Source organism: Halalkalibacter hemicellulosilyticusJCM 9152 (genome assembly GCF_000513115.1).
Taxonomy (GTDB): domain Bacteria; phylum Bacillota; class Bacilli; order Bacillales; family Bacillaceae_D; genus Halalkalibacter; species Halalkalibacter hemicellulosilyticus.
In genome coordinates this window covers 1-25,472 of record NZ_BAUU01000010.1, presented here as the reverse complement: position 1 = coordinate 25,472, position 25,472 = coordinate 1, and the positions used below count along the sequence as shown (strand labels likewise).

Sequence of the window (25,472 nt, the reverse complement as noted above, 5' to 3'; positions counted from 1 at the left end):
CTAGTTTCCATGTAAAGCTTAACAGATATTTCATTTCCGTTATATATTATTTTTTTCTGCACAGATACAGGGTTATGATTATCGTTAATAACGGATACGAATGATTGAATCTGTATAAGGAGAAAAAGTGATTAGACCTTTCGCACACTCAATTAATAGATCATCCTCATATTGTTTATAGCGTAATACGTGTTCATCATATCTTCCTCCCCTCCAATTAATTACATGTCAATGACAAAAATCGCCGGTAGAACCGGCGTTAAACTTTTTATAATTGAGAGTTATCATAGGCTTCCTGCATGACTTCAAGATACCGGTTTAGATTAAGCTGTTCAAAGCCTTGAACATAGGATTCCCATTCTGTCTCTAGATCCTTTGATCCAGTAATAAATTGTATGGAATTCTGTTCTACATAATCCTGAATATTCGTTTGAATCATCGCAAGTTCATCAGCAACATCAGGGTCAATCCATACGGCCCAATGTGGAAATACTTCAGAAGGTTCTTTTCCTTCATATAAATGTGTGGCCTCCTGTAATCTTCGCTCATATCCTTCTCCTGTATAAATATCTGTTGCTTGGACAAGTCCATCCCTAAATTCCCTTGAATGATAATACTGTGATAACGACTCCCAGCGATCATTTCGTGGATTTTCATCATCTTCGAGTGGAATTTGCGCTACAATAGGTTCTACATTTTCCTCAATCGCTACTTCCCCTTCAACAGGTTCTCTCCAACTTAACTCTTTTTCACCATAAAAACTACGAATTCTCCCTTCCTCTGAAAACATATAGTCAACTAACTTAATAGCAGCAACCTGAACTTCATCACTTGCATTATTTGTTAACACAAATGCTCCACCCGGCGTACTTGGGAAATTATACGTAGCATATTCAGAATTTGGTCCTTTTAGTGGAGCAATGGCATCATAGTGCTTAGAATATTCCTCATTTGTCACAAACATACCTGGATGCATCGCTGTAGACGCTCCTAATATTTGAGCTTCCGAATTATTACCTAACTGTTGATGCGCTTCAATATTTTGAGAGAATGCCCCTTGGTCTATTAACCCTTCTTCATATAAAGAATGGATATAAGCCAACCCTTCCCTCCACTCTTCTTTATTGGCTGCAAATTCCACGCTGTCTCCATTCAACAGCAACCGCGTTCTTGAGTCATCATAAATAAAGCCATTCATTAAATACGGAATGATCGAGGATTCAATTAGGCTAGGTGACCCACTTAACGGGACCTCATCTGCAATACCATTTCCATTAGGATCTTGTGTCTTAAACGCTGTTAATACATCTCTAAGCTCTTCTGGTGTTGTCGGCACTTCAAGATCTAACGTTTCAAGCCACTCTGTATTAATCCAAAATTTATTGCCATATGAGCAATGGAAACACTCGTTCAAATGAGGCAATCCATAAATATTCCCGTCTGGTGCCGTTATCATCGACTCATAATATGGATGATCGTCGATGACTTGTTTAATATTTGGAGCATGTTGTTCAATTAATTCATTTAAGGGAAGAACGACCCCTTGCCTACCGTAACGAAGTAAGTCGGTCTGCGAAAATTGATCTACCCAAGGAATAAGAAGAAAAAGATCAGGATAATCACCACTAGAAAGTGCTATATTCCTTACCTCACTTGCTGAAGTCCCATCATATGTCGTTACTTGCCAATCAAACTCAATGTTAAATTTCTCTTCTACTAATTTCGTAAAAGAATTAGTTGCTAAATCTGTTTCCGCATTTTGTGGGGCAAAAACTTTAATATGAACCGGTTCATCTCCATTTTCCTCTTGTGTCCCATCTGTCTCATTTGAACTACAGCCAACTAGAACGATACTCATAACCATTACGAGCGATAAAATAAGCGCCATTGTCCTTTTCATTGAATTCATCCCCTTTTCATTTAAATCGTGAACCATTAAAAATCTACTACATGTATTTATAAGAAATCTCATATACGTTTTAGCATCACTCCTTCCACTATCTCATTTAGCCAAGCTGCTATTAGCCTTTTACTGAACCAATCATCATCCCTTTGACAAAATGACGCTGAACAAATGGATAAATGAGCATAACAGGCAAACTTGCAGCAACGATTAAAGAATATTTCATCAAATCAGCTAACTGCTGTCTTTCTAACATCTCAGAAGCATCCATTCCAGCAGATCCTGTATTCAAAATAATAATATTTCGAAGCACTAATTGAAGTGGATGAAGATCTGGACTTTTCAAGTAAATTAAAGCATCGAAGTAAGCATTCCACTGCCCTACTGCATACATCAGAACGAGAACAGCAATAATAGGCTTAGCTAACGGCAAGACGACTGACCATAAGAAACGGATATCACTACATCCATCTATTTCACTAGCCTCCACCAATTCATCTGGTATAGACGTTTGGAAAAATGTTCGCGCAATAATCACTTGCCAAACAGCAATAGCATTTGGAATTAACAGAGCCCACCTCGTATCAATCATTCCTAATGACTGCACAACAAGGTATGTAGGAATTAACCCTCCATAAAAAAGCATCGTGAATACGATAAAAATCATCAGAAAGCTTCTTCCAAAAAATGTTTTTCGAGATAACGGATACGCAATCAAAACAGTCAATGTCACACTAATAACCGTCCCAAAAACGGTATAAAACAGTGAATTCAAATACCCTGTTACAACTTGAGGATTGTTAAAAATAACTTCATAACCCTTAAATGATAATTCAACTGGGTATAACCATACTCTTCCAGATGAAACAGCGTCTGGACTACTTAAAGATGCACTAACAATATAAATGAGTGGATATAATACAGTGATCAACACCAATATGAGAAAAACGTACACAAACGTAAGAAATACCCGATCCACAAATGATTCTTTGATTTTGCTTTTTGCTTCAACCATTGTTCAATCCCCCTATTACCATAAACTACTATTAGAAAATTTCCGTGCGAAAGCGTTAACACTTACGAGTAAAATGAGATTAATAACTGAATTAAACAAACCAACGGCTGTTGCAAAGCTAAAGTTTGCATTTAATAAACCTACTTTATAAACATAGGTTGCAATAACCTCAGATGTTTGCAGATTAAGAGGATTTTGTAGTAAAAATACTTTTTCAAATCCGATTGCCATTATATTACCAACACTTAAAATAAGAATAATCGTCGCAACAGGTACAATACTAGGCAAATCAATATAGATGATTTTTTGAAGCCGTGTCGCTCCATCAACTTTAGCGGCTTCATAATGAGACGGATCAACACTTGAGAGTGCAGCTAAATAAATGATGGCTGAGTACCCAGCTAGCTGCCATACATCAGACCATACATAAATATCTCTAAAAAGATCTGGCCTACCTAGAAAATTAATTGATTCGAGCCCAAAGTATCCTAAAATTTTATTGACTATTCCAAGTCTAGGAGAAAACATTAATGTTAGCATTGAAACAATAATAACGGTTGAAATAAAATAAGGTGCATACGTGACCATTTGAATCGTCTTTTTAAAGAAGCCATTTTTGATTTCATTTAATGCTAATGCTAAAATAATCGGAATAGGAAAACCGACTGCAAGTGAGTACACACTTAGCACAAACGTATTCCTTATCAGATCCCAAAATTGAGGGTTATGAAAAAACAATTGGAAGTGTTTCAACCCTACCCAGTCACTTCCCCATATCCCTTGGACAACATTATAGTCTTTAAAAGCAATAATTGAATTAACCATCGGTATATATTTAAAGATGATAAAATATAAAACCGGAGGAATAATTAATAAATAAAATTGCCAATGCCTATTAAAGGATTTTTTAGCTTTTCTCCACATCGTTTGCTTGGCTCCAAGTTCCTTTACCGAAATTGTAGAAGGATTGTCTACCTCCACTTTCAAATGAACCACCCCAATCAATTTTGTAAACGCTAACAATAAAATGTTGAGTTGAATGTACCACGACCTTCAACATTTTAAATAGGTACAATTAAAATCAAAAGGGACAGTTAAGGAAATTTCTTTGCACAGCCTGATACCACAAGGGAAAAATCATAAGGTACAATTGATATGTAAAGGTACAGTAAGCTTCAATCTCTTCATTTAAATAATAAAAAAAGTCCATACATCAAAGCTCTAACGGTGAGGACACACCCCTCCACCATTAGAGCTCAAATGTTTTCTTTCCATGCTTTTCATTTAGCTGTTTTATGAACGTTTCTCTAGTTCTAATATGTTATTCTCCCAAGAATCTACCTGATAAGCTTGTCTATAAGCTTTCGGTGTTACATGTATAACCCTTTTAAATGCTCTTCTAAAAGAATGGGACGAATTATAACCAACCTCTAACGATATCTCTTCAATGGTTTTGTTCGTTGTACTAAGCAACTCAGAAGCTTTGTTCATACGTAACGTTTCAATATAATCTGAAAGATATTGACCTAACTTTTGCTTAAAAAGCTGAGAAACAAATTTCTCGGGTAAACCTACTTCTTCAGAGATCCGATACAAACATAGGTCAGGATCACCATAGTTTTCTTCCAAAAACTCAATAATCATTTTTACAGCCTGATCATCCATTTCTTTCTTTCTATTGTTTATTAAGCCGCAATATTCGTTGATCACAAATTCAAATTCTTCCCAAACTTGTGTAACGCCCAACTTCAATTGAATTTGTAACACTTTATTTATCAATATTTTCAACTCTTCTGTCCCCTTATAGACAGTTGAATGAAATGCTTTTATAAATGTCGATTTTATTTCTTCGAGTAACTGCCTACGATTTGTGGGGAAAGCTCTTTTTCACATAAATTTTCATGAAAGGTTTGCTTTAATATGTCTTTCGCATCACTTGCTTCTCCCGCATTTAGCAAATTAATTAAGCGAAGCTCAAGATCAATTGGATAATAAAAGATGTTTGTCTCCCTAGCAATATCTTTATACCAGATCATTTTTCTTTCATTAATTTTAGTGGAGACCAAATCGAACGCTTCTCTTGCTTCATAATAAGATCGATTGATTTGCTGGTAACCCTTAAATGAGTTCCCAATAAAAGCCGAAACAGCTATACGGTATGACTCTACAACCGATGAAGAGAGGGACTCAATAAGACGAGTAGCTTCATTATTAATAACCTCTTCTTTTTCAGTATCAACCGTAAGAATAAAAGCAACTTTGTCTGAATTTAAGTCAGTCATAAGAATAGATGGTTCTAGTTTTCTAAGTGTACGCTTTAGTATAAACCGCGATGTACTTAATTCATTGTGAATTTCTCTATTTTCCATATCACCATAACCATTTATTTGTAGTATTCCTACAATGCCTACCTCTCCTCTAAAAAAAATCTGTAATTGTTCTGCTCGATTGGCTATTCCCTTTGGAGAATATACTTCTCCATTCAATAAACTCTTTATAAAGGTGTCTTTTAATAATTCATTTTGACTAGACAATTCCTTCTCTAGCGTTTTATTATTTACTATCAGCTTAGAAATATTTCCATGTAAAAAATCAAATTCGCTTTTATGGTTAGAAGGGTCTGAACCAAATTGCTCTTTTACTACATGTAAGAGATTATTAATAGGTGTACTTTCTTTGTGTGCAAGTAGCAAGCAAATAAAAACCCCTATAAATAACGTGCTACCTGTTACAGCCCACGTTATTTGCTTAATCATTTTCGCTTTTTTCATTAATCCCTCTTTAGGAATTCCCGCAACGTAATTCCAACCATTAAAGCCTGACTCAATTGATATGAGCATCTCCTCATTATCTTCTAGCTCAAAGGTTGAATTGATATCGCTTTCTAGCTTGCTAATAATATCCCCTATTCCGTCTTCACCAATCCCCATCATAGTGAGAGGGTTGCCTTCTTTATCAGCAATAAAAGCCCACCCTCCATACTGCTTCGTTAAGCCTTCGAGTAGTACACCAATTTGCTGATGATCAATGGTGACAACTGCTGTACCTAATGATTCGGAAAATGTATTAAAAGGAAGTGATTGAACATAGGTAATAACCGATAGATTTCTTTTATTACTTGAATATGAACGAAGTGGAATGATTTCTCCTTGATGGTTCGCTTCCAAAATCGTCTTTTTCCATTCATCATAAGAAAGGTGATCATAATGATACAGCTCATAAAAATGGTCCGCTCTAAAGTAAACGGAACCACCCTTAAGTACAGCATCATAATTTTTGAAATATAAATAAAAATCATCCAAAAAATCATTAGAATGTGCATAAGTGGAAATATAACGCGAAGTTTCTAGTAAACTATACACATCAAGCTGATACGAATCCTTCTTTGCCAATAGATGTCGATTAAAATTATTAAGAGCAAGCTGCCTTGTAAATCTGTCTATCTCCATTATCCTACTTTCCAAAATTTCCTTGCTTTTGTTTAAAATCAACTCACTCGACTCAATCGAACTTTCTTTAGCAACATTTACCGAAACTTGATAGGATATTACACCCGTAATCAGTGGAAATAATAAAATGACCATATATGATATAAAGTATCTTCTAAATGTCTTAGATAATCGATTGTTTAAAGACAAGAAATCCCCTCCTAAACAAGAGAAAACGCTTTCATTATCCGATTAAATCCACTTCCCTACTAAAAATCCACATTCACTTTTTCAGCTTGTGTGCCCATTCTGTCCATTTATCTCATTCATACCCTAAACTTCAACCAAAGCTTTTATCATAGTAGAATCTGCCTTTAAACTTTCTGGAAAATCTTGAATCATATTTTCAAATAAAAACCTATGAGTAATATACTTTTGCATATTATACTTTCTTGTTCTTAACACTTTATAGACATGTTCAAAGTCTTCCCTCGTTGCATTTCGGCTCCCCATTAAAGTCGTTTCTCTTTTGTGAAAATCTGGATCGTAAAATTGAATGTTATCCTCAATTAAACCAACATAAACAACTTTCCCTCCAAAAGAACTATATTCAAATGATTGTTCCATTGAATGTTTATTACCAGTAGCATCAAAAACGATGTCTGCCATATGACCAGCTGTTATTTTTTCAACCTGAAGAATAGGATCTAAATGAGCATCTACCGTATCTTCAATCCTAAGCCATTCTTTGCAAAATTGAAGACGATTTGTATTCATATCTACACTAATAACGGTTGCACCTAATTCTTTTGCAAAAAGCATAATACCTAATCCAATCGGCCCTGCACCTACAACAGCTATTGTATCGCTTTTATTCATTCCGCTTCTTCTAACAGCATGAGCACCAATAGCTAATGGTTCCATTAAAGCTGCTTCATCGTATGACAAGTCATTCACCTTTACAAGGTGAGAAATAGGAACAGTCATATACTCTTGCATCCCACCATCAATATGAACACCTGTCACCTTAAGAGCTTGACAGCAATTTGTTTTTCCTCGTTTACATGCCTTACAATCCCCGCAATAGTGATAAGGAATAATCGCCACTTTATCATGAACATTCCAATCATTTTCATTTATTCCGATTTCTTCGATCACACCTGAAAGCTCATGTCCTAAAACTCTTGGATAACGAAAAAATGGTTGTACTCCACTATACGCATGAATATCTGTTCCACAAATCCCAATGCGCTTAATTCTTATTAATGCGTGACCAGGTTTTATAGCTGGTTTTTCAGTGTCTACCATTATCAATTGTCCTGGCTTCTCACACCTAATTTGCTTCAAATTTATACACCTCCTATGCTAGAAATAGCTTGATGGTATTCTTTTTTGCCGCTTGGCCAAGTACGGTTTTGTATTGGGGCGAGTCTTTTGTGTACTTCTTCTATTAACTCCTTATTCATAGGTTCCTTGAGCCAATTAATATTTTTTACTATATTCGTTTCACTTGCCGTACTTATTAATGTCGTAGGAATATGACGATTAGAAGTTGAAAATTGAATAGCGAGCTTTGCTATATCTTCTCCTTGTTCTTTACAATAAGCAGCTGTTTCTTTACATAACTCAATGATTTCTCGATCAGCAGGATGCCAATCAGCTATCGGTCCATTATGCAATAAACCCATAGATAAAGGGGATGCATTTACTAATCCAATACCTTTCTTCTCCAATAACGGTACTAATTCTAAGAGTGAAGTATCATTTAACGAATAGTGACAGTAAGAGAGAATCAAATCTAAAGAAACATCTTCTATTATTTTTGTGAAAACAGGTAAAGGTAAGGCAGACACTCCGTAAAATCTAATCTTTCCTTCCTTTTTAAGCTGTTGCATCGCTGGAATACCTTCCTCAATCACCTGTGCATAATCACCAAATTCAATATCATGCAAAAATAATAGATCTAAGTAATCGGTATGAAGTCGTTCTAAACTTTCTTCTGCGCTGCGAATAATCCTTTTATAGGAAAAATCAAAATCTTCTTTGCCATACCTACCCGCTTTAGAGGACAAAACAATCTCGTATCTGTTTAGCTCCAACATTGCTTTACCTAATGTCGCTTCTGCTTTAGTTAGGCCATAATAAGGGGAAACATCAATATAATTAATTCCATGGTCTACAGCTGTTTTCACCGTTTTTATACCTTCTTTTTCACTCACTTCTCGAAACACAGAACCTAACGATGATGCCCCAAAACTAAGTGAAGATACGGACAAACCTGTATTTCCTAAACTCCTATATTCCATCGTCTTCTACACCTACTTTACTAATTGATAAAATTCACTAGCATTCTCACCAAAGAGCTTTTGCAATTCTTGACTATTTAATTGATTCGCCAAATTTTTTATTATAATATCAATTGTATCTTTATATGTACCTGCCATAAGACAAACAGGCCAATCACTTCCATACATTAACCGATTAATACTAAAAAGCTTTAGAGCAGCAGTTAAATAAGGGTGAAAATCGTTCCAACGCCAATCTGTTGAAGCTTCCGTTATTAAGCCAGAGGTTTTACAATAAAGATTAGAGTAATTTGATAACGCTTTCACGTTAGTGAACCAATTTTCAAACGATCTATTAGAAATATTAGCTTCCCTAGATGATCTATCACGCCCCTTAGGGTAGGTACTATTTCCATTAATTGATTCAAAGTATCTAACTGATCATGCGTCACTAATAAATCTACAGGTAATTGAATGGCTTCGAAATATTTAAAAGCCTTTACATAAGGCGGACTCAAAATAATCGTTTCATCATCCATGTCTTGAATCATCACTCGGATACCCGCAAATTTTTGATAACTCTTGTAAATTTCTAATTGTTTTGTATAATTAGCTTCAGCCAAATCTAGCCAACCAACAACGGCAGCTATCGTATCTTCTGTTTGACTTAGCTCTAATAGAAACATCGTTTCATCAACAGTTGGTGCAGCCTGTACCAAAATGGTTTTATTTATTTTGTGATTCTTTAAATGTGGAAGTAAATCGGCTGGACTATAATCGCGATACATCCGTTTATTATCTGGCTTTATCCACCCATAGTCATTTCGACTCATTTTCCAATAATGCTGATGTGCATCGATCCTCATCTATGAAGGGCCCCCAATCACTCATTTTTTTTATCATAACAGTTAAAATAAGTTTTATTAATTGCGTAATATGATATATCTATACCTTTATTTAACCTCTATGCTATAATTCATTTATTCCTACTACAAAGGTGAGATTGATGATCGTAAGAAAAAAGATACCATCGGACGTGAACTTTCCATTCATTTTAATCGATCAAGATACGAAGAAGCCTGAACAAGAACTTCCATCACACCTCCATGATTGGCATGAATTAATATATATACATAAGGGAAAGGGCGAATTCTACATTCATAATCGTTCTTTTAAAGTCATGTCCGGAGATTTTGTCATCATTCCACAAAACACCGTACATTTTAGTAATCCAGATGCTACTGAGCTTATTACGTCAACGATTATTTATTTCGACCCTCACTTACTTGAGTATCCTCAATGTATAGACAAACCTACATGTTTAAATATGTTGAATAATCAAGTCGATTTCATATACACGATTTCACCTGAACAGGCGCTAACGTTTGAGCATATTCTTCATCAAATAAAAGAAGAAATGACGCTAAAGAAGATTGACTACAAAATGGCGATTACACTTTTACTTCATATGTTGTTACTATCTATCTATCGTCACACGATACCTACTAAAGGTCACGTTGACACTTCTCCAGTCCCTTGGCTAAACGAAAGTATCAACCATATTTCGTCTCATTTTCAATCTTCGCTGTCACTAACATTCTTGGCAAAGCAAGCATCTGTTTCGCCACCTCATTATAGCAGGGAATTCAAAAGGCAAATGGGGGTAAATGTAAAGGAGTTTATTATCACTAAACGAATTTCTTATGTTAAGAAGGAATTAAGAGAGAGCCATGATACTGTAGAAACTATTGCTAAAAAAGCAGGGTTTCAAAGTATGCCGTACTTTTTTCGTACCTTTAATAAATATACTGGCACCACACCAAATTCTTTTCGTAAAAGAACAAGCCTTTGATTACTTCATTTCTACTATAAAAAATAGTAGTACAAGCCATGAACGGGGGCTGTACTACTAAAGGTAGTGTTCATTTCATTTATCAAGGTTATGAAATTGCATGAAGAAGTCGGGCTAGTGCTTCGTTAATCGGCGTAACTGGACGACCGAGTACTTTCTCAAAATCAGTGCTTTCAACTTCTAATGAACCGTTCCGAATGCTTCCTTGAATTCCTACTACAATCGGAATCACAAAATCAGGTAAACCTAATCCTTTCATGATCTGTGCATATTCTTCATCTCCTACTTGTTGTACAGGTATTTCTTTACCTAATACATGACCAAGAGCTAATGCCAATTCTTCTTGTGTTAATAGAGGACCAGAAAGTTCATACACTGTATTTTCATGACCGTTTCCAATAAGGACAGCTGCTGCTGCATCTGCGTAATCTTGTTGCAATGCCCAACCTACTTTCCCTAACCCAGCAGAAGTTACCCATGGAGATCCCGCGATAGCCCCTTGAATGCTTCCGATTTCGTTTTCTAAATACCAATTGTTACGCAAGAACGAATATGGGATACCAGTCTTAATAATGGCGTCTTCTGCAGCAACATGAGGAGGAGCCATTACATTTTTACTTTCCTGTGCATTTGCTAAACTTGTGTAAGCAATAAATTTCACCCCTGCACGTTCAGCCGCTTCAACTGCATGAGTATGTTGAAGAACCCTAGTGTCATTGTCACCATCAGCAGAAATAATTAATAACCGATCTACCCCTGAAAAAGCATGATCTAATGATTCAGGATGATCAAAATCACCTTGACGAACTTCCACACCACGGCTACGAAGCCCTTCTGCTTTCTCTGGTTTTCGCACACTCACTGCTAAATCACTTGCCGGTATAGACTTCAATAATGAATCTACCACCTTTGAACCTAATTTCCCCGTTGCTCCTGTAACTAATATTTTCATTGCCTATTTCCTCCCTTTTGGATCTTATTGTAACCACTTTAATTACATGTAATCATTTTAGTTACTTGTAGTCCATTTGTCAACAGCTACATGCTAATTAGTATTTTGTTCGTAATTTGTTATAATAAACTTGTAACCATTTTAATTACAGATGAGAAATGATTAAATAATGAAATAGTTATAAAAAGGGTGGTGACTACTCATGTCCATCAGTAGCCGATTCTCTGTCGGAATTCATATATTGACTCTAATTGAATTTAATAAAAAAGGAGTAACAACTTCTGAATTTATAGCTTCCAGTGTTAACACGAACCCTGCTGTAATAAGAAAACTAATGGGAATGTTAAAAAAAGCTGGTTTAATAGAGGTACAGCCAGGGATTCCAGGGGCTAAACTAGCCAAAGAACGATCAGATATTACACTGTTTGACGTTTATAAAGCTGTGAATGTTGTACAGGAGAATGAGTTATTCAGCATACATGAAAATTCTAATCCAAATTGCCCTGTAGGCAGGAATATCCAGAATACAGTTGAACAATTATTCATAACAGCCCAACTGGCAATGGAAAAGGTTTTGAAAAGTCTTACGTTAGAAGATGTTATGCAGGATGTTGTTACTCAAGAGAATAGCTGTTAAAAAGTCAGCTCATAGGAATGTCTTCAGCCTATCGACAAAGCCGCGCAAAAGTGCGATAGTCGATAGGTTTTTTAGTTAGGAAAGTGCGACTTGTCTATAAGCGGAAAATTCCGTGTATCATTTCTCAGTTAAGAAAGTATTCCTTACAATCGATGACTATTATAGAAGTACCATTATAGTAATATTGGTCCGCCTTGTACCGCATCATTACACCGTTCACAATCAAAATTACCGCAATGAGTTATAAGCGGATTCTCTTTAATTGCTAATTGTGTCACGTCGAGAATTGACTTTGTATTGAAAATACGCCAAAAACTTTTATCAACTGTTACATTTTTTGTCATGCCAGAAACCAATTGGTCTAATTTATGGAATCCCTCTGAACATCCCCCGACTTCAACCAATATTGTTGAACCATTCGTATCTTTTGCCCATCGACGAAACAACTGTCTTCCAGCCATTTCTTCTGCGAGATGAAGTAAAGTTAGTCTTTCTAAGCCTACTCCCATGAGTATAACACTACCATTTAACTCAACCAGTTTCTTTAATGGTCCATAAACATTTGTTGGAGATTGCTCAGATATTAACTCTTTCGCAAGAGGTCCGATACTTGCAAAAGAGTTAAGTGGATGATTTCCACGTTTACGACCCTTCATAGTAAGGATCGATTTTGGGATGGCACCCATATCTGTATCGACTTGATTCGTTTCACATGTATATATTTTATCATTTGACTCTTCATTCATACACCAACTATAATCACCACATCCATTACGAGCTGGCCTTAGATTTTCAGGTGGAACAACGGAAAAGTCATATGAAAATGTGGGAACTAGTATTGTACAGCCCAGATCTAGAAAACCTTTAATGATCGCTTTTGCTCCTCCTTCTACCCAACCAAATGATCGTAATGATGAATGAAGACATACAGGTTTATTTGAAAGCCCTAATTTATGTAATGTGTCAGTAATCGCATTATACATGATTCATTCTCCCCCTAAAAAAAAGATATCTACCTTCATTGAAACCTTATTCTAAAAAATGACCACAAAGAAATTGGAACAGATATCTAATTTAAGAATTTTTGTTCTCTTTTAACTAAAATACATTTGATGGTATTATAAAAAGGCTTGTTCTTAAGAAATCATTCCATCGAATAATTGGAGGTTTTGATTTGAATGTCATAAAAAAAATAACGACCAAACATTTCTTACTAGTTATCATATTATCCTTATCTTTTCTGGCTTCCATCGTCTTTGTTAACAACAATTATTCTTTATATGACCAACCCATTGCCGAAGTTATCGAAACAGAGTTACAAGAGACAACTGAAATTATTGATATGTACGGAAATGAAGATCGTATATACACACAGGAAATAAACGCAATATTAAAAAATGGTGAAGACAAAGGAAAGCTCATCTCTCTAACTAATGAATATTCCTTATCTAAAGCTTATGATCACGAATATAAAGTAGGGCAACACGTTTTTGTATCGATGACTACAATGGAAGAAGAAAACACAGCATTAACAGGGATGATAAAAGATGTTAAACGTGATACATATTTAGTAGTAGTTGCCTGGATTTTCATCTTCACTTTAATCATTATTGGAAAGAAACAAGGACTATTTTCTATTTTAAGTTTAGCCATAAATGCGCTCTTGTTATCTTTTGCCTTAGATATATATATCAATCATTCAGACATAAGTCTTGTACTTATATGCGCATTCAGTATTATTGTATTTACTGTTATTTCTCTCTTACTCGTTAACGGGTTTAATGAAAAAACATTTTCAGCGATTGTAGCTACCCTTTTTGCTACTTTCATCTCGCTGCTTATTACGTATGTTATTATTCAAGTAACGGCAGAAAATGGACTTAGGTATGAGGGGATGCAATTTATAACTCGACCTTATCAAATGGTATTTATGGCAGGATTGTTCCTCGGTTCTCTTGGAGCTGTTATGGACGTAGCGATAACGATGTCCTCTTCTATATTTGGATTATACGAAAAGAATAATAACATTTCAGTAAAAGTACTAAAAACTTCAGGAATGGAAATTGGAAAAGACATTATGGGAACGATGACAAATATTTTATTTTTTGTCTATATTAGTGGTTCCATCCCAATGCTTATTTTGTATTTAAAAAATCATTCTCCACTAGGGTTTACCCTTTCCATGAACCTTTCCTTGGAATTGGCCCGGGCTTTAGCTGGTGGTATTGGAATCGTGTTAACCATCCCGATTGCTATTTATACGACGATATTTTTCATTCAGAGAAAGAGGGCAGGAGCATGAATACTTTGTTCGTACTATCAGCGATTCTCTTTCTATTAATGGCCTTCATTGGTGGTGGAAAAGGGGTAAGATCTTTTTTAGCTATCTTCTTCAATTTTGGCGTCCTTATCGTGTTTATCTTTATTATGAACGACCCAAATGTCAATCTCATTATCTTAACATTAATGGCATGTACAGTGATAAGTTGTATTAATTTATTTTATATTAATGGCTGGAACATTAAAACAAAAACAGCTTTCATTTCGAGTGTTTTTACTACCGTTCTATTACTGTTTTTCATTTTCATTGTAACAAATAAAGCGATGATTCAAGGGTTTGGAGGAGAAGAAATTGAAGAGCTTAGTATGTTTTCCCTTCATATTGGAATCGATTTTGTTAAAGTTGGAGCTGCTGTCATTATTATGAGCACAATTGGGGCAATCATTGATACAGCGATCTCTATTTCCTCTCCAATGCGTGAGATCCATTACCATAATCCATCTATTAGTCGAAAAGACTTATTCTCATCCGGATTAAATATTGGGAGAGATATTCTCGGAACAAGTACGAATACGTTATTTTTTGCCTTCTTTGGAGGGTACTTAGCATTGCTTATTTGGTTTAAAGATTTATCCTATTCACTAGGCGAGATTGTCAATTCTAAAATATTTAGTGCTGAGATGATTACCATTCTTTGTGCTGGCATTGGCGTAACACTCGTTATTCCGATTACCTCTTGGATTACTGCTTATTTCTTAGTGAAAGCGGACAAGAATAACGAAACAATTGATTAGCGTTTATGCTTAGGTTAAAAACGCCATTAAAAGGCTTAGAGTAACTCGATCTTTAAGCCTTTTATGGTTAGCTCTTTACTTTAAGTAGACTGGCTCACATTTTAATGAAAACATCAAGAACTACCTAACCTAAAACATAAAGCTTCCAAACATTGATACTAAACGATTTCATATTATACCATCCATTTTTGATAACAATATATCAAGAATTGTTTAACTTAATAGTGAATACCGTTCCTACACTAACCATACTTTTGATTTGTATTGTTCCACCATGTCGTTCAATAATTTGCTTAGTAATGGCTAACCCTAATCCGCTACCACCGTATTTCGTGGAACGCGATTTGTCAACTCGATAAAAACGGTCCCATATATAGAAGATCCTTAGCTGGAATTCCTTCGCCATCGTCTTCAATTTCAATTACTATTTCTTTGTTTCTCTTCTCTAATCTAACTTGTATTTTCCCATTTAGGTTGTGTGTCTAATACTATTATTCAAAAGGTTAAGTAAGGCTCTTTCAAACTGATCTGGATCAATGTTAGCAAGAAGAGTGGGGTAGGCGTATGAAAAGAGTATGTCTATTTTCTTATCCTCAGTAGCTAATGTTACTTTCTTTTTAACTTCTTGTATGAAATCAACAATATCGATTTCCTGAATATTCAACAAAATTTTCCCTTCCTCTAACTTCATTAATTGAAACATATCATTTACTAAATTTTCCATTCGTGCAGCTTCTTGATGAATAATTGTCGCCTGCTCATGAACAAGGCCTTCTTCAACCTTCTGATCTCTTAACAATGCAGCATAGCCTTTAATATATGTTAATGGTGTTCGGATGTCATGAGAGATGTTGGTTAGAAATTGTTGTCTTGTATCTCTATACTCTTTAAGTTGTCTTGCCATAGTAGAAATATGTCTTAATAAATCGGCTATTTCGTCATTTCCCTTACTAGAAAGTTGGACATCAAAGTTCCCTTTTGCTATTTGCTTTGTCAAATCCCGTGCGTTCGTAACTGGCAGCGTAATCTTTTTTGATAAAAAAATTGTTAACATACCCGAAAATAAAAGTGTAATCAACCCCATTGACATTGTAATACCTAAAAGAGTTAACCTAGCTTCTTCAAAGCTACCAGTATCTTGGTCAATAAATAGATACCCTGCCGACTCTTCGTTGATCTTGAACGGTTCGTATGACCAAATATGGGGAATATGTTCGGTCATGGTGTTAACAAATTCTGTTTTTTCATGCGAGCGTTTAGAAAGACTAACAATCCAACTTTTATATCGATCAATCATTTCCTTTGAAACTTGTTGGGTACTATTTTGAACATTAAAATTTGCATCAAAAATAATAAATATATTATCTTGGTTTCTTTTTTCCATAATCATCACATGTTCAAGCGTTTCTGGCATCGTATGCAATTCTACTACTTCGCGGTGTGCAGCAAGTCTATGCTCAACTTCCTCCTGGAGTTGGGTTTTGTAAAATGATTTCGAAACAGTGTAAAAAGAAAAACTCATAATGACTATGATTAATACAATAGACAAAAGAACAAGTAAGCTCACTTTAGTCGACAATTTCATATACTTAATCCCTCTATTTGAGGAACTTTATAACCAATCCCCCACACAGTCTCCACGACAGTGTTGTCAAGCCCGGCTGTACGTTGAAGCAAAGTCATATACATATGGGAACCGAAGTTATATACATAAGAGAAATTTCACTTAAATAGCATCATTATTCTCTATCTGTTGGGAATCAAAGTTATATACATACCGAAAGCGATGACGCAAACTCATATGCATTCTCGTGTGTCCTTTTTAAGAATAGTAATTGGTAAATCTTTTTTATTTATTCAATCAGCTATTTTATTTAATATTAGTGTAAAGGTCTTACTAAATAAAAAGGTTGGTTGATTACCATGGCCCTTAGCTCAGAAAATAAAGATAAAACATTAAATAGTTTTCCTTGGTTTGTAAAAGAATATTTTGATAACAGTAATCTAGTAACACAAACCAAAGAAGGTTATATTATTGATCTTCTAACATTTTTTAATTGGCTATCGAATTCAAAGCTAAATAACTGTTTAATTTCGGAAGTTTCTCTTAAAGATCTCCAAAATCTTAAGGCTCGTGATATAGTGCAATTTAAAAAATACTTAGAGACAAATATCTTCAATCCTAGAAATAATAAATCTGGTCTGAGCGATTCTGCAGTTTCACGCAAGCTATCTGCATTGAGTTCACTTTTTAATTATCTAGCTTATAAAGCAGAGTTTGATGATGGTGAACCTTATCTGAATTACAATGCTGTCTCTCACATTAGAATAACCAAAGTTAAAAATGAAAATATCAATAGTATTAAAAAGCTCGATGACTCACTATTTCTTACTGAAGAAGAATATAACAAATTCAGGACTTTTATAGTGAAAGATTATGAATTAATGATTAAGAACAATAGACAGTTGCTTTTATATCAGCGTAATAAAGAACGCGATATTGCCATTATATCTTTACTATTGGAAAGTGGATTACGTGTAAAGGAGCTCACTAATCTGCAATTAGAGAATTTAGATTTAGAAAAAAATAAAATAATTACTAATGACTGCACTCGAAGCACTGCCGTCTTACCTGAACAAGCAAAGGTAGATTTAGAAAACTATCTTAAGGTTCGAAAGGTGCGTTATAATCCCAATGAAAATGTAGTTGATGTATTCATAACCAGGTATTCTCAAAGTGCGAAGTCACTTAGTGTTAGAGCAGTTCAAAATATAATCGACAAGTATGCTGAAGCTTTTGGAATGGTTGGACTTACTGCACAAAGACTAAGGTATTCTTTCGCGATTAATTTGTATAAAAGAACAAATGATTTAAGATATGTTAATGATCAACTAGCTCAAAAATCTACAAATTTGAAATGGTTCTATAATAGTTTCGAGGACAATTTATAACATAATTAAATTTCAGTCTTAGGTATATCCATATTATCAACAGCATTTTTCAAATCATCATTCTTAATGTGTGTATATATCATAGTTGTTTGAATAGAAGAATGACCAAGTTGCCTTCTTAGTTTAGGTACATCATTTATTTCCCTATGGTATCTTGTTGCAAAAGAATGTCGCAGTTTATGAACTGAAAGAGAAGGTTTACCATATGCAAGTGCATACTTTTCAACCATTTTTTCAATGGCTCTGGCACTTAACCTTCGAGATGTTCCCTTTGGTCCCATTGGAGCAGATACAAAAAGCGCTTTTACACCTTTCTCGACTTTATACCGTTCGGTTCTTACTGTTAGGTATTCCTGTAAATCGTCCATCGCTAATTTACTAAAATAAACGAATTGCTCTTTGTTCCCTTTACGAATTGCGCGTGCTGTAAATTTGTTAAAATCGATGTCAGCCAAATCTAGGTTTACAACTTCGGATAGTCTAAGGCCTGAACCTAGAATTAATGATATGATGGCTGTATCTCGTTCCTTATTTAAAATATGAAAGTTAAATATTTTTTTGTTGTTTTTATTTATTTGACCGTAATCGTGGGAGATGAACTGCCTAAAGGCTTCATATTCATCTCCCATGAGTATTTTCCCTTCCATTTTATTTGCAGTAGTTTCTATGCTGTCTTTCATTACATTAAAATCTATTTTGGCCATAACATTCCTGCTAATATATGGCTTTAAATCAGGCGTTTCAGCTATATTTTGTAGATAATTGAATAATGATTTTAAGGCTGAAAGTTTACGGTTGACTGTAATTTCTTTGTTTTCCAATACATATTCTAAGAAGCCTAGAAAACTTTCCATTTGTTGTACAGTTAATTTCTCCATTACTTCTAATGGGACCTCTTTGATATTACCTTGATAAATAGATTCAGATATAATCCAATTAAAGAAGATCTTAAAATCATGACAGTAATTCATCAGAGAACTCGAAGAAAGTTTTCTTCTCCTGTGATCAATAAACTCTCCTACGTACCATGGCAAATCCTTAAGTAACTGCTGCATTTTTATATAATGATTTTGTTGCTGTGAATTTATTGCCATATAATCACCTCATTTTAAGTAATTCTATAAATAAGTTTTAAATCCTTTAAATTTCATTACGTAAAAACAACATTTTACGTAATAAATTGAAGGTGATAGCTACATATAGAATTTAGATTTGTTGTTATATGTTCAAAGCCAAAAAGTACGTACAGTAAAGACATGAATTTATGTACCAAAATCTTTAATTGTAATTACCAATCAAAACGGTTCCTTCTCCCTCCATAAACTGTTCTACTAGTACAAAATTTTATGTCTTAGAATTACAATGTACATACGTTATTTGTTTTAATTTAGAGACAAAAAACGTATGTACATTTTTCGTTAGCATTTGATACTTGATATCTTGTACAGATTTTTATATCCTTTTACATTTATATTCATTCAGACTTTAAGCTTTTTCAATGTTTATTTTTATGTTTGTATATAAGCTTTTGTATCTCAGAGTAATGCGATCATTCTCCATTTATGGTAGAAACACGCACCACTGTCCTGCTCATTTAATTTAAGTGTAACATTTCACAATCTAAAAGCCTATGAGATATCCTCAAAGGATGGTCATTATTCTACCATTGCACTAGTAAACCACTAGAAGTATTTTATAAGCGCTAGAACTTTTTTTAAAACATTACGTCTTTATTTCATATCTACAAAATGACTGAGTTGAAAATAGGTGTTTGCACCTGTTTGGACCTGTTTAATTTAACTGCAAATAGGCTTTGCAAAAATCAATCGCCCTGTACTTGTTTGTAATGCCTTCGAAACAACAACAATTACATTCTGCCTATATGTTCTTGGCCATCATCAACTACGATCATTGTCCCATCATTAAGATAGGCAATACCTTGATGATATTCTTTTCCGTGCTTTATAATTTGTACCTTAAGTTTTTCACCGGGTAGGACAATAGGTTTCATTGCATTTGCCAAATCATTAATGTTCAGAACCTTAATACCTTGGAGTTCGCATACTTTATTTAAATTAAAATCATTTGTAATGACGACACCTGGTAAAACTTTTGCTAACTTTACTAGCTTACTATCCACCTCTTGTATATCTGGAAATTTGCCTTCATAGATTTCAATTTCAACATTAGCATGTAAATTGTTTCGTATTTTATTAAGAATATCTAAACCGCGCTGACCACGAATTCGTTTTAATTTATCAGACGAGTCTGCAATATGTTGTAGTTCTCCTAACACAAAATCTGGAATAACTAATGTCCCTTCTATAAAACCCGCCTCACAAATATCTGCAATTCTACCGTCAATAATCACGCTCGTATCGAGAATTTTCATTTCTATTCTGTTTTTCTTATGTGCTCCTTCTTCCGCTTTCTTCTTGTCTTTACTGAAGTGTCTTGTTATAGAAAATAAATTATTTAACTCATGACGTTTCTTAAATCCAATCTGATAACCTAAGTAGCCAATAAAAATCGTTACAAAAATTGGTGAAATTGTACTTACAACAGGAATTTGAATGGCACTAATAGGAATTCCAATTAAATACGCAACGATAAGTCCGAGAATCAATCCCATCGTACCAAATATCACATCCGTTACTGGTGCTTTAATTATGGATTCCTCCATTAGCTTCAATAAATTGACAATATAATGAGTCAGCCCAAATGTCGTATAATAGAAAATAATTACTCCAAAAGCTGTACCTACATAAGGATTTATCAACCATAAAGGTATTTCTCTTAAAACATTACTAATTTCTGGAATGAATAAATAACCTAACGTTCCTCCAATAAATATAAATAATAAATGCACAAGACGGTTTAACACTATTTACCTCCTGCTTTTTCTTTTTGAGGAGTTTTCAACTTTCAACTTTCAACTGTTAGCTGATTTCTGGACTCCACTATCTATTGAACTACTTATAATGACAATTAGGGCACACAATAATTTGTCGAGTTGATTTGCTAAATAGAGAAATAAAGGAGTTCTAACATTTCCGGCAAACTTTTATATATTAATTTACCATTTTTATTGGACTTCAGGAAATTTAGGAAAATCCTATCATTCCTATCACTAGTTCAGAGATTAAACAAATAAAAAGGTCGGTATTTTGCATTTCAGATTATTATTACTGCTTTGTACGAATTGGTCTTTATCTTAATTGTAGACAATAAATTTGAAGAAAACGTGAATTTAAATTTATTAGGGAATACTTATTTTCTTTTTAATATAGTGTTTCTGTTAAATTGCTGATTTCATTAACTCATCTTTTAAAATCCTTTTTATTATTTTCTTGTGGTTAAATCGTGTTCTTCATTTTTAGCAATAATACTCATTGTTTCTTATAAAAACCATTATGATAAATAACACGATATGAATTATAAAAAAGACAACCCTAGTCCTTTTTGGAACCAGAGTCGACTTGAACGTATATATTCGTAATGAATTTTACTCTTTTTCCTGAAATAATGCAGTAGATAAATATCTTTCTCCCGTATCAGGTAAAATAACAACCATAGTTTTGCCCTTGTTTTCAGGGCGTTTACCTAGTACAGAAGCTGCATGAAGAGCTGCACCGGAGGAAATTCCAACTAAGATACCTTCTTCCCTCGCAAGCTTACGCGCAGCTTCAAAAGCCTCCTCATTACTAATCTGAATAACTTCATCATAGCTATCAACATTTAACACCTTTGGAACAAAACCAGCACCTATTCCTTGTATTTTATGAGGCCCCGGATTTCCTCCAGATAAGACAGGAGATGCAAGTGGTTCAACGGCTACAGAAAGGAAAGATGATTTTCGTTTTTTTAGTACTTCTGAGACACCAGTGATCGTCCCACCGGTACCAATCCCGCTAATTAGGATATCAACCTCTCCTTCAGTATCAGCCCAAATTTCTTCGGCCGTGGTTTTTCTATGGATTTCTGGATTAGCCGGATTATCAAACTGTTGTGGCATATACGCATTTGGTGTACTTTCAACTAGTTCGTTAGCTTTTTCAATTGCACCTTTCATTCCTTTTGCTCCCTCTGTTAAAACTAACTCTGCCCCTAGGGCTTTAAGAATATTACGACGTTCAATACTCATCGTTTCAGGCATAACGAGGGTACACTGATAACCTTTGGCTGCACATACATATGCTAGTGCAATTCCCGTATTCCCACTGGTTGGCTCAATTATGACTGTCTCTTTATTAATGAAACCTTGTTCTTCGGCAACACTTATCATCGCAAATCCGATCCGGTCCTTGACACTAGACAATGGATTAAAGTACTCCAGCTTTGCTAAAACTTCAGTACATGTGCTGTCACTAATTTCGTTGAGTCTAACTAAGGGTGTTCTACCGATTAACTCTGTGATGTTTTTAGCTATCTTCGGACGATTTAAATCCACTATGAAACTCCTCCTTAGAATTAATATTTTAATTGTTCATATTTATCATAGGATTAAAATGTGTTGAAACTATGAAAGATATAAAAAATAATAAACTCTTTATGAAAAAACAAAACTTAATCAAACACCTTCAATTGTATCTGTGTTATCCCTACTAATCCGGAAACTTTCTTCGGTTAGTTTATGTCTAAATAAGGTACTCTAAATAAGCTGACATTTACTGTTAATAGTTTTTACGTAATTTACTTTGCCTACTTTTCCCATATCGCGTCATTCCTTGTGGCTTATATACTGACAAGATAATAGTTAAAAACAACACCACTAATCCACCCCCAGCATGAAGAAGTTGGCCCCACAGACCATCAAAGTTAAAAGCACCAGTCTGATGGGTGATATTCGCTAGATAACTAACTGTCGGCATATTTAAAAGCAAAACAACAGTTGCAACTATGGTAAGAAGAAGTTTAAAGAGAATCCAATAATGCCTAAATAAGCCCCAGGCGGTCCCGAGTGACATGACAAGCCCAGTTAGAAAAGAAACGAGTGCTAATGGGACAATGACATACCATCCAATAATCTCCATAGCACTCCACGCAACTCGCCCCGTTTGAACATCTTGCGTTGTCAATGCAGCTATTACGAGAGCTATGTATCCAAATACCGCTCCCAACCAGCCAACTGTAGATGTAATATGTATCGTGAGTGTTAATTTGCGAAACCATGGTACCATAATCATTAATAACTACCTCCGGACGCTAAATGGCGACCTGGTCCATGATCGCCTGTGAAGATCATTATGATAACTAGTACAGCTATGAGGATCACAATGATTCCTATTACCTTAACCCAGGTTGGTGTTCTATGGTTAGAATCAGAGCCGGAATTTTCCATATCCTTATCAATTTTAGTGTCTGATGAAAACTTTTTCATTTAGGTAACCTCCAAATTATAATCTACAGTTAAGTATAACAATTTTTTATGAACATTCGATGAATAGATTTTCTCTTTTTAGCTATCAAAGAACAGATGGTTTATCGAATTCTTCTCTTTCATATGTTATATCCTTTTTCCAATTCCACTAACAAAACACTTAATAATTTTTCATCAAGGAGACACAAACGTGTCGTTCTACAAACTTTCTACAAAATTTATTTATAATATGTGGTTAGAATATAAAATCTAGAGGCGAAATCAAGGAAACTTAGATTTTTGTGATGACTACCTTAGGGAGAGGAATAGCTAAAAAGATATAAAGCAAACAAGAACGAATACTAGCTAATATCCGCATCTTGATATTTAAGATCCTTACAAAAATTGCGTTTTCAAAATATGTGTATAGCTGATTTGTCAGACTTTTATAGCCTCAAAAAGTATAGGAGATGTATTATGATATATGGAATAGAAAGCAGAAGGTTAATTTTTATTCGACATCTAGGCGTAGCGGTATTTTCCGCTATATTGGTTTATTTGTTTTATCTATCTTATTCAGCATGGGGGGTTGTTCCTGCTTTATTCCCAGATTGGGGAGCTGATCATCCATTTTGGAGGGCATGGGCACATGCGGCATTTGTTCTTCTTTTCCTTACCCTGATCATTTCACCAGCTGCCACACTATGGCCCCCTATTAAACGATTGTATTCTTGGAGGCGTGAATTGGGTATATGGTTTGCTGTGTTATCTTTCGGACATGGTTACGCTATATGGGACCGTTGGGCGCGCTGGGATGTGGCAAGATTATTTGGATTTGAATATATGGAAGACGTAGGTGGATATATTCTCTTTAGACCAGAAGTTGGCATAATGAACATGATGGGACTTATAATAGCTCCTATGATCATCTTACTTGTCGTTACTTCTTTTGACGGAGCAGTAAAGTTACTCGGAGCATCTGCGTGGAAGTGGCTTCACACCACATTAGTACATGTTATTTTCTATATTGTTATGATTCGCGGTGTATTGTATCTTTTTTATTTCTTTCAATATTCGCCTCCTAACTGGCGGGCGTATCCTCCAATTTGGTTCTTATATGTTTTTCTTGGGATGGCTATTTTTGTCGTTTTACTTCAGGCGTGCGCCTTTACTAAGACTGTACTCCATCGGAGAGGACGCAAACAAAAGAATGGTATTATCCAGATAGCTGCAGTAATTGGTATAGCCATAATGTTTGCAATGCCTTTGGTGCTAATGACGGGAACGATTGCGTATTTTGACAATCGAACGATAAAAGAACCACCAGAGTTAACACAGGACGTAGAAAATTATGCACAAAATTTTGAAATGGTTATCCATGAAGAAAACCAGAATATTTACATTTGGGCAAAAAATCTTGACAGTGCACCATACTTTCGCCAAATGACCGAAATATCAGGGGAGAAGATTCTGAACCAGATATACCGTTACGACGATCAGACTTTATATATGGAAGAACTAGATGCTGACATGGAGCTTGTTTGGTCTAAAATAGAGAATGTGAGACCAGAAGATATTGGAATTTTAGAAGTTGCCATAGAAACAGGGGGATGGGCAGAACAGTACGGAGCAGGAGAACACAAAATTCCATTTTCTAGTGGAGAATTACAAGTCTCCATTCATAATGTAGGAGAAATCATTCCCGATGCGGTGTTTGAAATTCCCGATGATATTGAATTTAGTTCACCTTAATGAGGTATCCGTAAGTTAATTCTGAAATTATACATTGTAGTGTGGCTATATATGAAGAGCTTGTTTTTACAATCACATTGAATTTGTAGAGACAAGCTCATTTTTTTCATAAAACATGGAATATAGGAATCGATTATAAATCCTTATTCATTACCAACAAATTACTTTCCCACAAAAAAACATTATAATTATATTTCAACGTGTAACACGCTAACTAATTTAATAAAATTATTTTTAAACTTTTGCTAGTCTCTAATTTACA

The 25,472-nt window shown here is 34.8% G+C and carries 21 protein-coding genes and 2 pseudogenes; 6 read left to right on the top strand and 17 right to left on the bottom strand.

The window, feature by feature from the left end:
• Positions 1-268: 268 nt before the first annotated feature.
• From JCM9152_RS07395 to JCM9152_RS23655, 9 genes are all read right to left on the bottom strand, one after another.
• Positions 269-1,900 (bottom strand): extracellular solute-binding protein, encoded by a 1,632-nt coding sequence (locus JCM9152_RS07395; RefSeq protein WP_035342728.1) that lies wholly within the window; start codon positions 1,898-1,900, stop codon positions 269-271.
• 121 nt (positions 1,901-2,021) lie between these two features.
• Positions 2,022-2,918, bottom strand: coding sequence for a carbohydrate ABC transporter permease (locus JCM9152_RS07390; protein WP_035342726.1), 897 nt, complete (start codon positions 2,916-2,918; stop codon positions 2,022-2,024).
• 15 nt (positions 2,919-2,933) lie between these two features.
• Complete coding sequence (locus JCM9152_RS07385) at positions 2,934-3,842, bottom strand: ABC transporter permease (RefSeq protein ID WP_052015730.1); 909 nt, start codon at positions 3,840-3,842, stop codon at positions 2,934-2,936.
• A 369-nt stretch (positions 3,843-4,211) separates the two neighbouring features.
• Positions 4,212-4,706, bottom strand: a complete 495-nt coding sequence (locus JCM9152_RS07380; RefSeq protein ID WP_035342724.1) for a helix-turn-helix domain-containing protein — start codon at positions 4,704-4,706, stop codon at positions 4,212-4,214.
• Between the two features lie 53 nt (positions 4,707-4,759).
• Positions 4,760-6,556 (bottom strand): PDC sensor domain-containing protein, encoded by a 1,797-nt coding sequence (locus JCM9152_RS07375; RefSeq protein WP_035342722.1) that lies wholly within the window; start codon positions 6,554-6,556, stop codon positions 4,760-4,762.
• 123 nt (positions 6,557-6,679) lie between these two features.
• Positions 6,680-7,693: a zinc-binding alcohol dehydrogenase family protein gene (locus tag JCM9152_RS07370; protein ID WP_035342720.1), complete on the bottom strand. Its 1,014-nt coding sequence runs from the start codon at positions 7,691-7,693 to the stop codon at positions 6,680-6,682.
• A gap of 2 nt (positions 7,694-7,695) precedes the next feature.
• The gene (locus tag JCM9152_RS07365) at positions 7,696-8,652 is read right to left on the bottom strand and encodes an aldo/keto reductase (protein ID WP_035342719.1); all 957 of its coding nucleotides are present in this window, start codon (positions 8,650-8,652) and stop codon (positions 7,696-7,698) included.
• Positions 8,653-8,664: 12 nt separating this feature from the next.
• Positions 8,665-8,958 (bottom strand): amidohydrolase family protein, encoded by a 294-nt coding sequence (locus JCM9152_RS23660; RefSeq protein WP_052015711.1) that lies wholly within the window; start codon positions 8,956-8,958, stop codon positions 8,665-8,667.
• Complete coding sequence (locus tag JCM9152_RS23655; RefSeq protein ID WP_052015708.1) at positions 8,955-9,497, bottom strand: amidohydrolase family protein; 543 nt, start codon at positions 9,495-9,497, stop codon at positions 8,955-8,957. The genes JCM9152_RS23660 and JCM9152_RS23655 overlap by 4 nt, the downstream gene beginning before the upstream one ends.
• 140 nt (positions 9,498-9,637) lie before the next feature.
• Here JCM9152_RS23655 and JCM9152_RS07355 point away from each other — a divergent pair, with 140 nt between their 5' ends.
• Positions 9,638-10,483: a helix-turn-helix domain-containing protein gene (locus JCM9152_RS07355; RefSeq protein ID WP_035342717.1), complete on the top strand. Its 846-nt coding sequence runs from the start codon at positions 9,638-9,640 to the stop codon at positions 10,481-10,483.
• An 88-nt stretch (positions 10,484-10,571) separates the two neighbouring features.
• Here the strand turns inward: JCM9152_RS07355 and JCM9152_RS07350 are convergent, their stop codons facing one another.
• Positions 10,572-11,435: an SDR family oxidoreductase gene (locus tag JCM9152_RS07350; protein ID WP_035342715.1), complete on the bottom strand. Its 864-nt coding sequence runs from the start codon at positions 11,433-11,435 to the stop codon at positions 10,572-10,574.
• A gap of 202 nt (positions 11,436-11,637) precedes the next feature.
• On the opposite strand from JCM9152_RS07350, the gene JCM9152_RS07345 reads away from it, so the two are divergent.
• Entirely contained in the window at positions 11,638-12,072 is a 435-nt protein-coding gene (locus JCM9152_RS07345; RefSeq protein ID WP_035342713.1) for an Rrf2 family transcriptional regulator, read from the top strand.
• 173 nt (positions 12,073-12,245) lie between these two features.
• On the opposite strand, the gene JCM9152_RS07340 is transcribed toward JCM9152_RS07345, so the two are convergent.
• Entirely contained in the window at positions 12,246-13,055 is an 810-nt protein-coding gene (locus JCM9152_RS07340; RefSeq protein ID WP_052015706.1) for an AAC(3) family N-acetyltransferase, read from the bottom strand.
• A 191-nt stretch (positions 13,056-13,246) separates the two neighbouring features.
• Between JCM9152_RS07340 and JCM9152_RS07335 the strand changes: the two genes are divergently transcribed.
• Together JCM9152_RS07335 and JCM9152_RS07330 are read left to right on the top strand one after the other, a co-directional pair.
• A complete protein-coding gene (locus JCM9152_RS07335; RefSeq protein WP_035342711.1) occupies positions 13,247-14,374 on the top strand; it encodes a YibE/F family protein in 1,128 nt (375 codons plus the stop codon).
• The gene (locus JCM9152_RS07330; RefSeq protein ID WP_035342709.1) at positions 14,371-15,147 is read left to right on the top strand and encodes a YibE/F family protein; all 777 of its coding nucleotides are present in this window, start codon (positions 14,371-14,373) and stop codon (positions 15,145-15,147) included. The genes JCM9152_RS07335 and JCM9152_RS07330 overlap by 4 nt, the downstream gene beginning before the upstream one ends.
• A gap of 202 nt (positions 15,148-15,349) precedes the next feature.
• Here the strand turns inward: JCM9152_RS07330 and JCM9152_RS23205 are convergent.
• Both JCM9152_RS23205 and JCM9152_RS07325 read right to left on the bottom strand, forming a co-directional pair.
• Positions 15,350-15,563, bottom strand: a pseudogene (locus JCM9152_RS23205) (ATP-binding protein).
• 53 nt (positions 15,564-15,616) lie between these two features.
• Positions 15,617-16,732 (bottom strand): HAMP domain-containing sensor histidine kinase, encoded by a 1,116-nt coding sequence (locus JCM9152_RS07325; RefSeq protein ID WP_235715652.1) that lies wholly within the window; start codon positions 16,730-16,732, stop codon positions 15,617-15,619.
• 338 nt (positions 16,733-17,070) lie between these two features.
• On the opposite strand from JCM9152_RS07325, the gene JCM9152_RS07320 reads away from it, so the two are divergent.
• Positions 17,071-18,099, top strand: a complete 1,029-nt coding sequence (locus tag JCM9152_RS07320; RefSeq protein ID WP_034633958.1) for a tyrosine-type recombinase/integrase — start codon at positions 17,071-17,073, stop codon at positions 18,097-18,099.
• A 5-nt stretch (positions 18,100-18,104) separates the two neighbouring features.
• On the opposite strand, the gene xerS is transcribed toward JCM9152_RS07320, so the two are convergent.
• From xerS to JCM9152_RS07300, 4 genes and pseudogenes are all read right to left on the bottom strand, one after another.
• Positions 18,105-19,193 (bottom strand): tyrosine recombinase XerS, encoded by a 1,089-nt coding sequence (gene xerS, locus JCM9152_RS07315; protein ID WP_003321457.1) that lies wholly within the window; start codon positions 19,191-19,193, stop codon positions 18,105-18,107.
• 702 nt (positions 19,194-19,895) lie between these two features.
• Positions 19,896-20,983, bottom strand: a pseudogene (locus tag JCM9152_RS07310) (PIN/TRAM domain-containing protein).
• Positions 20,984-21,604: 621 nt separating this feature from the next.
• Positions 21,605-22,549 (bottom strand): cysteine synthase A, encoded by a 945-nt coding sequence (cysK, locus tag JCM9152_RS07305; protein ID WP_003321459.1) that lies wholly within the window; start codon positions 22,547-22,549, stop codon positions 21,605-21,607.
• A 223-nt stretch (positions 22,550-22,772) separates the two neighbouring features.
• Positions 22,773-23,285, bottom strand: a complete 513-nt coding sequence (locus JCM9152_RS07300; protein ID WP_012960957.1) for a hypothetical protein — start codon at positions 23,283-23,285, stop codon at positions 22,773-22,775.
• Positions 23,286-23,935: 650 nt separating this feature from the next.
• On the opposite strand from JCM9152_RS07300, the gene JCM9152_RS07290 reads away from it, so the two are divergent.
• Positions 23,936-25,210, top strand: a complete 1,275-nt coding sequence (locus JCM9152_RS07290) for a hypothetical protein (protein WP_003321462.1) — start codon at positions 23,936-23,938, stop codon at positions 25,208-25,210.
• Positions 25,211-25,472 lie beyond the last annotated feature (262 nt).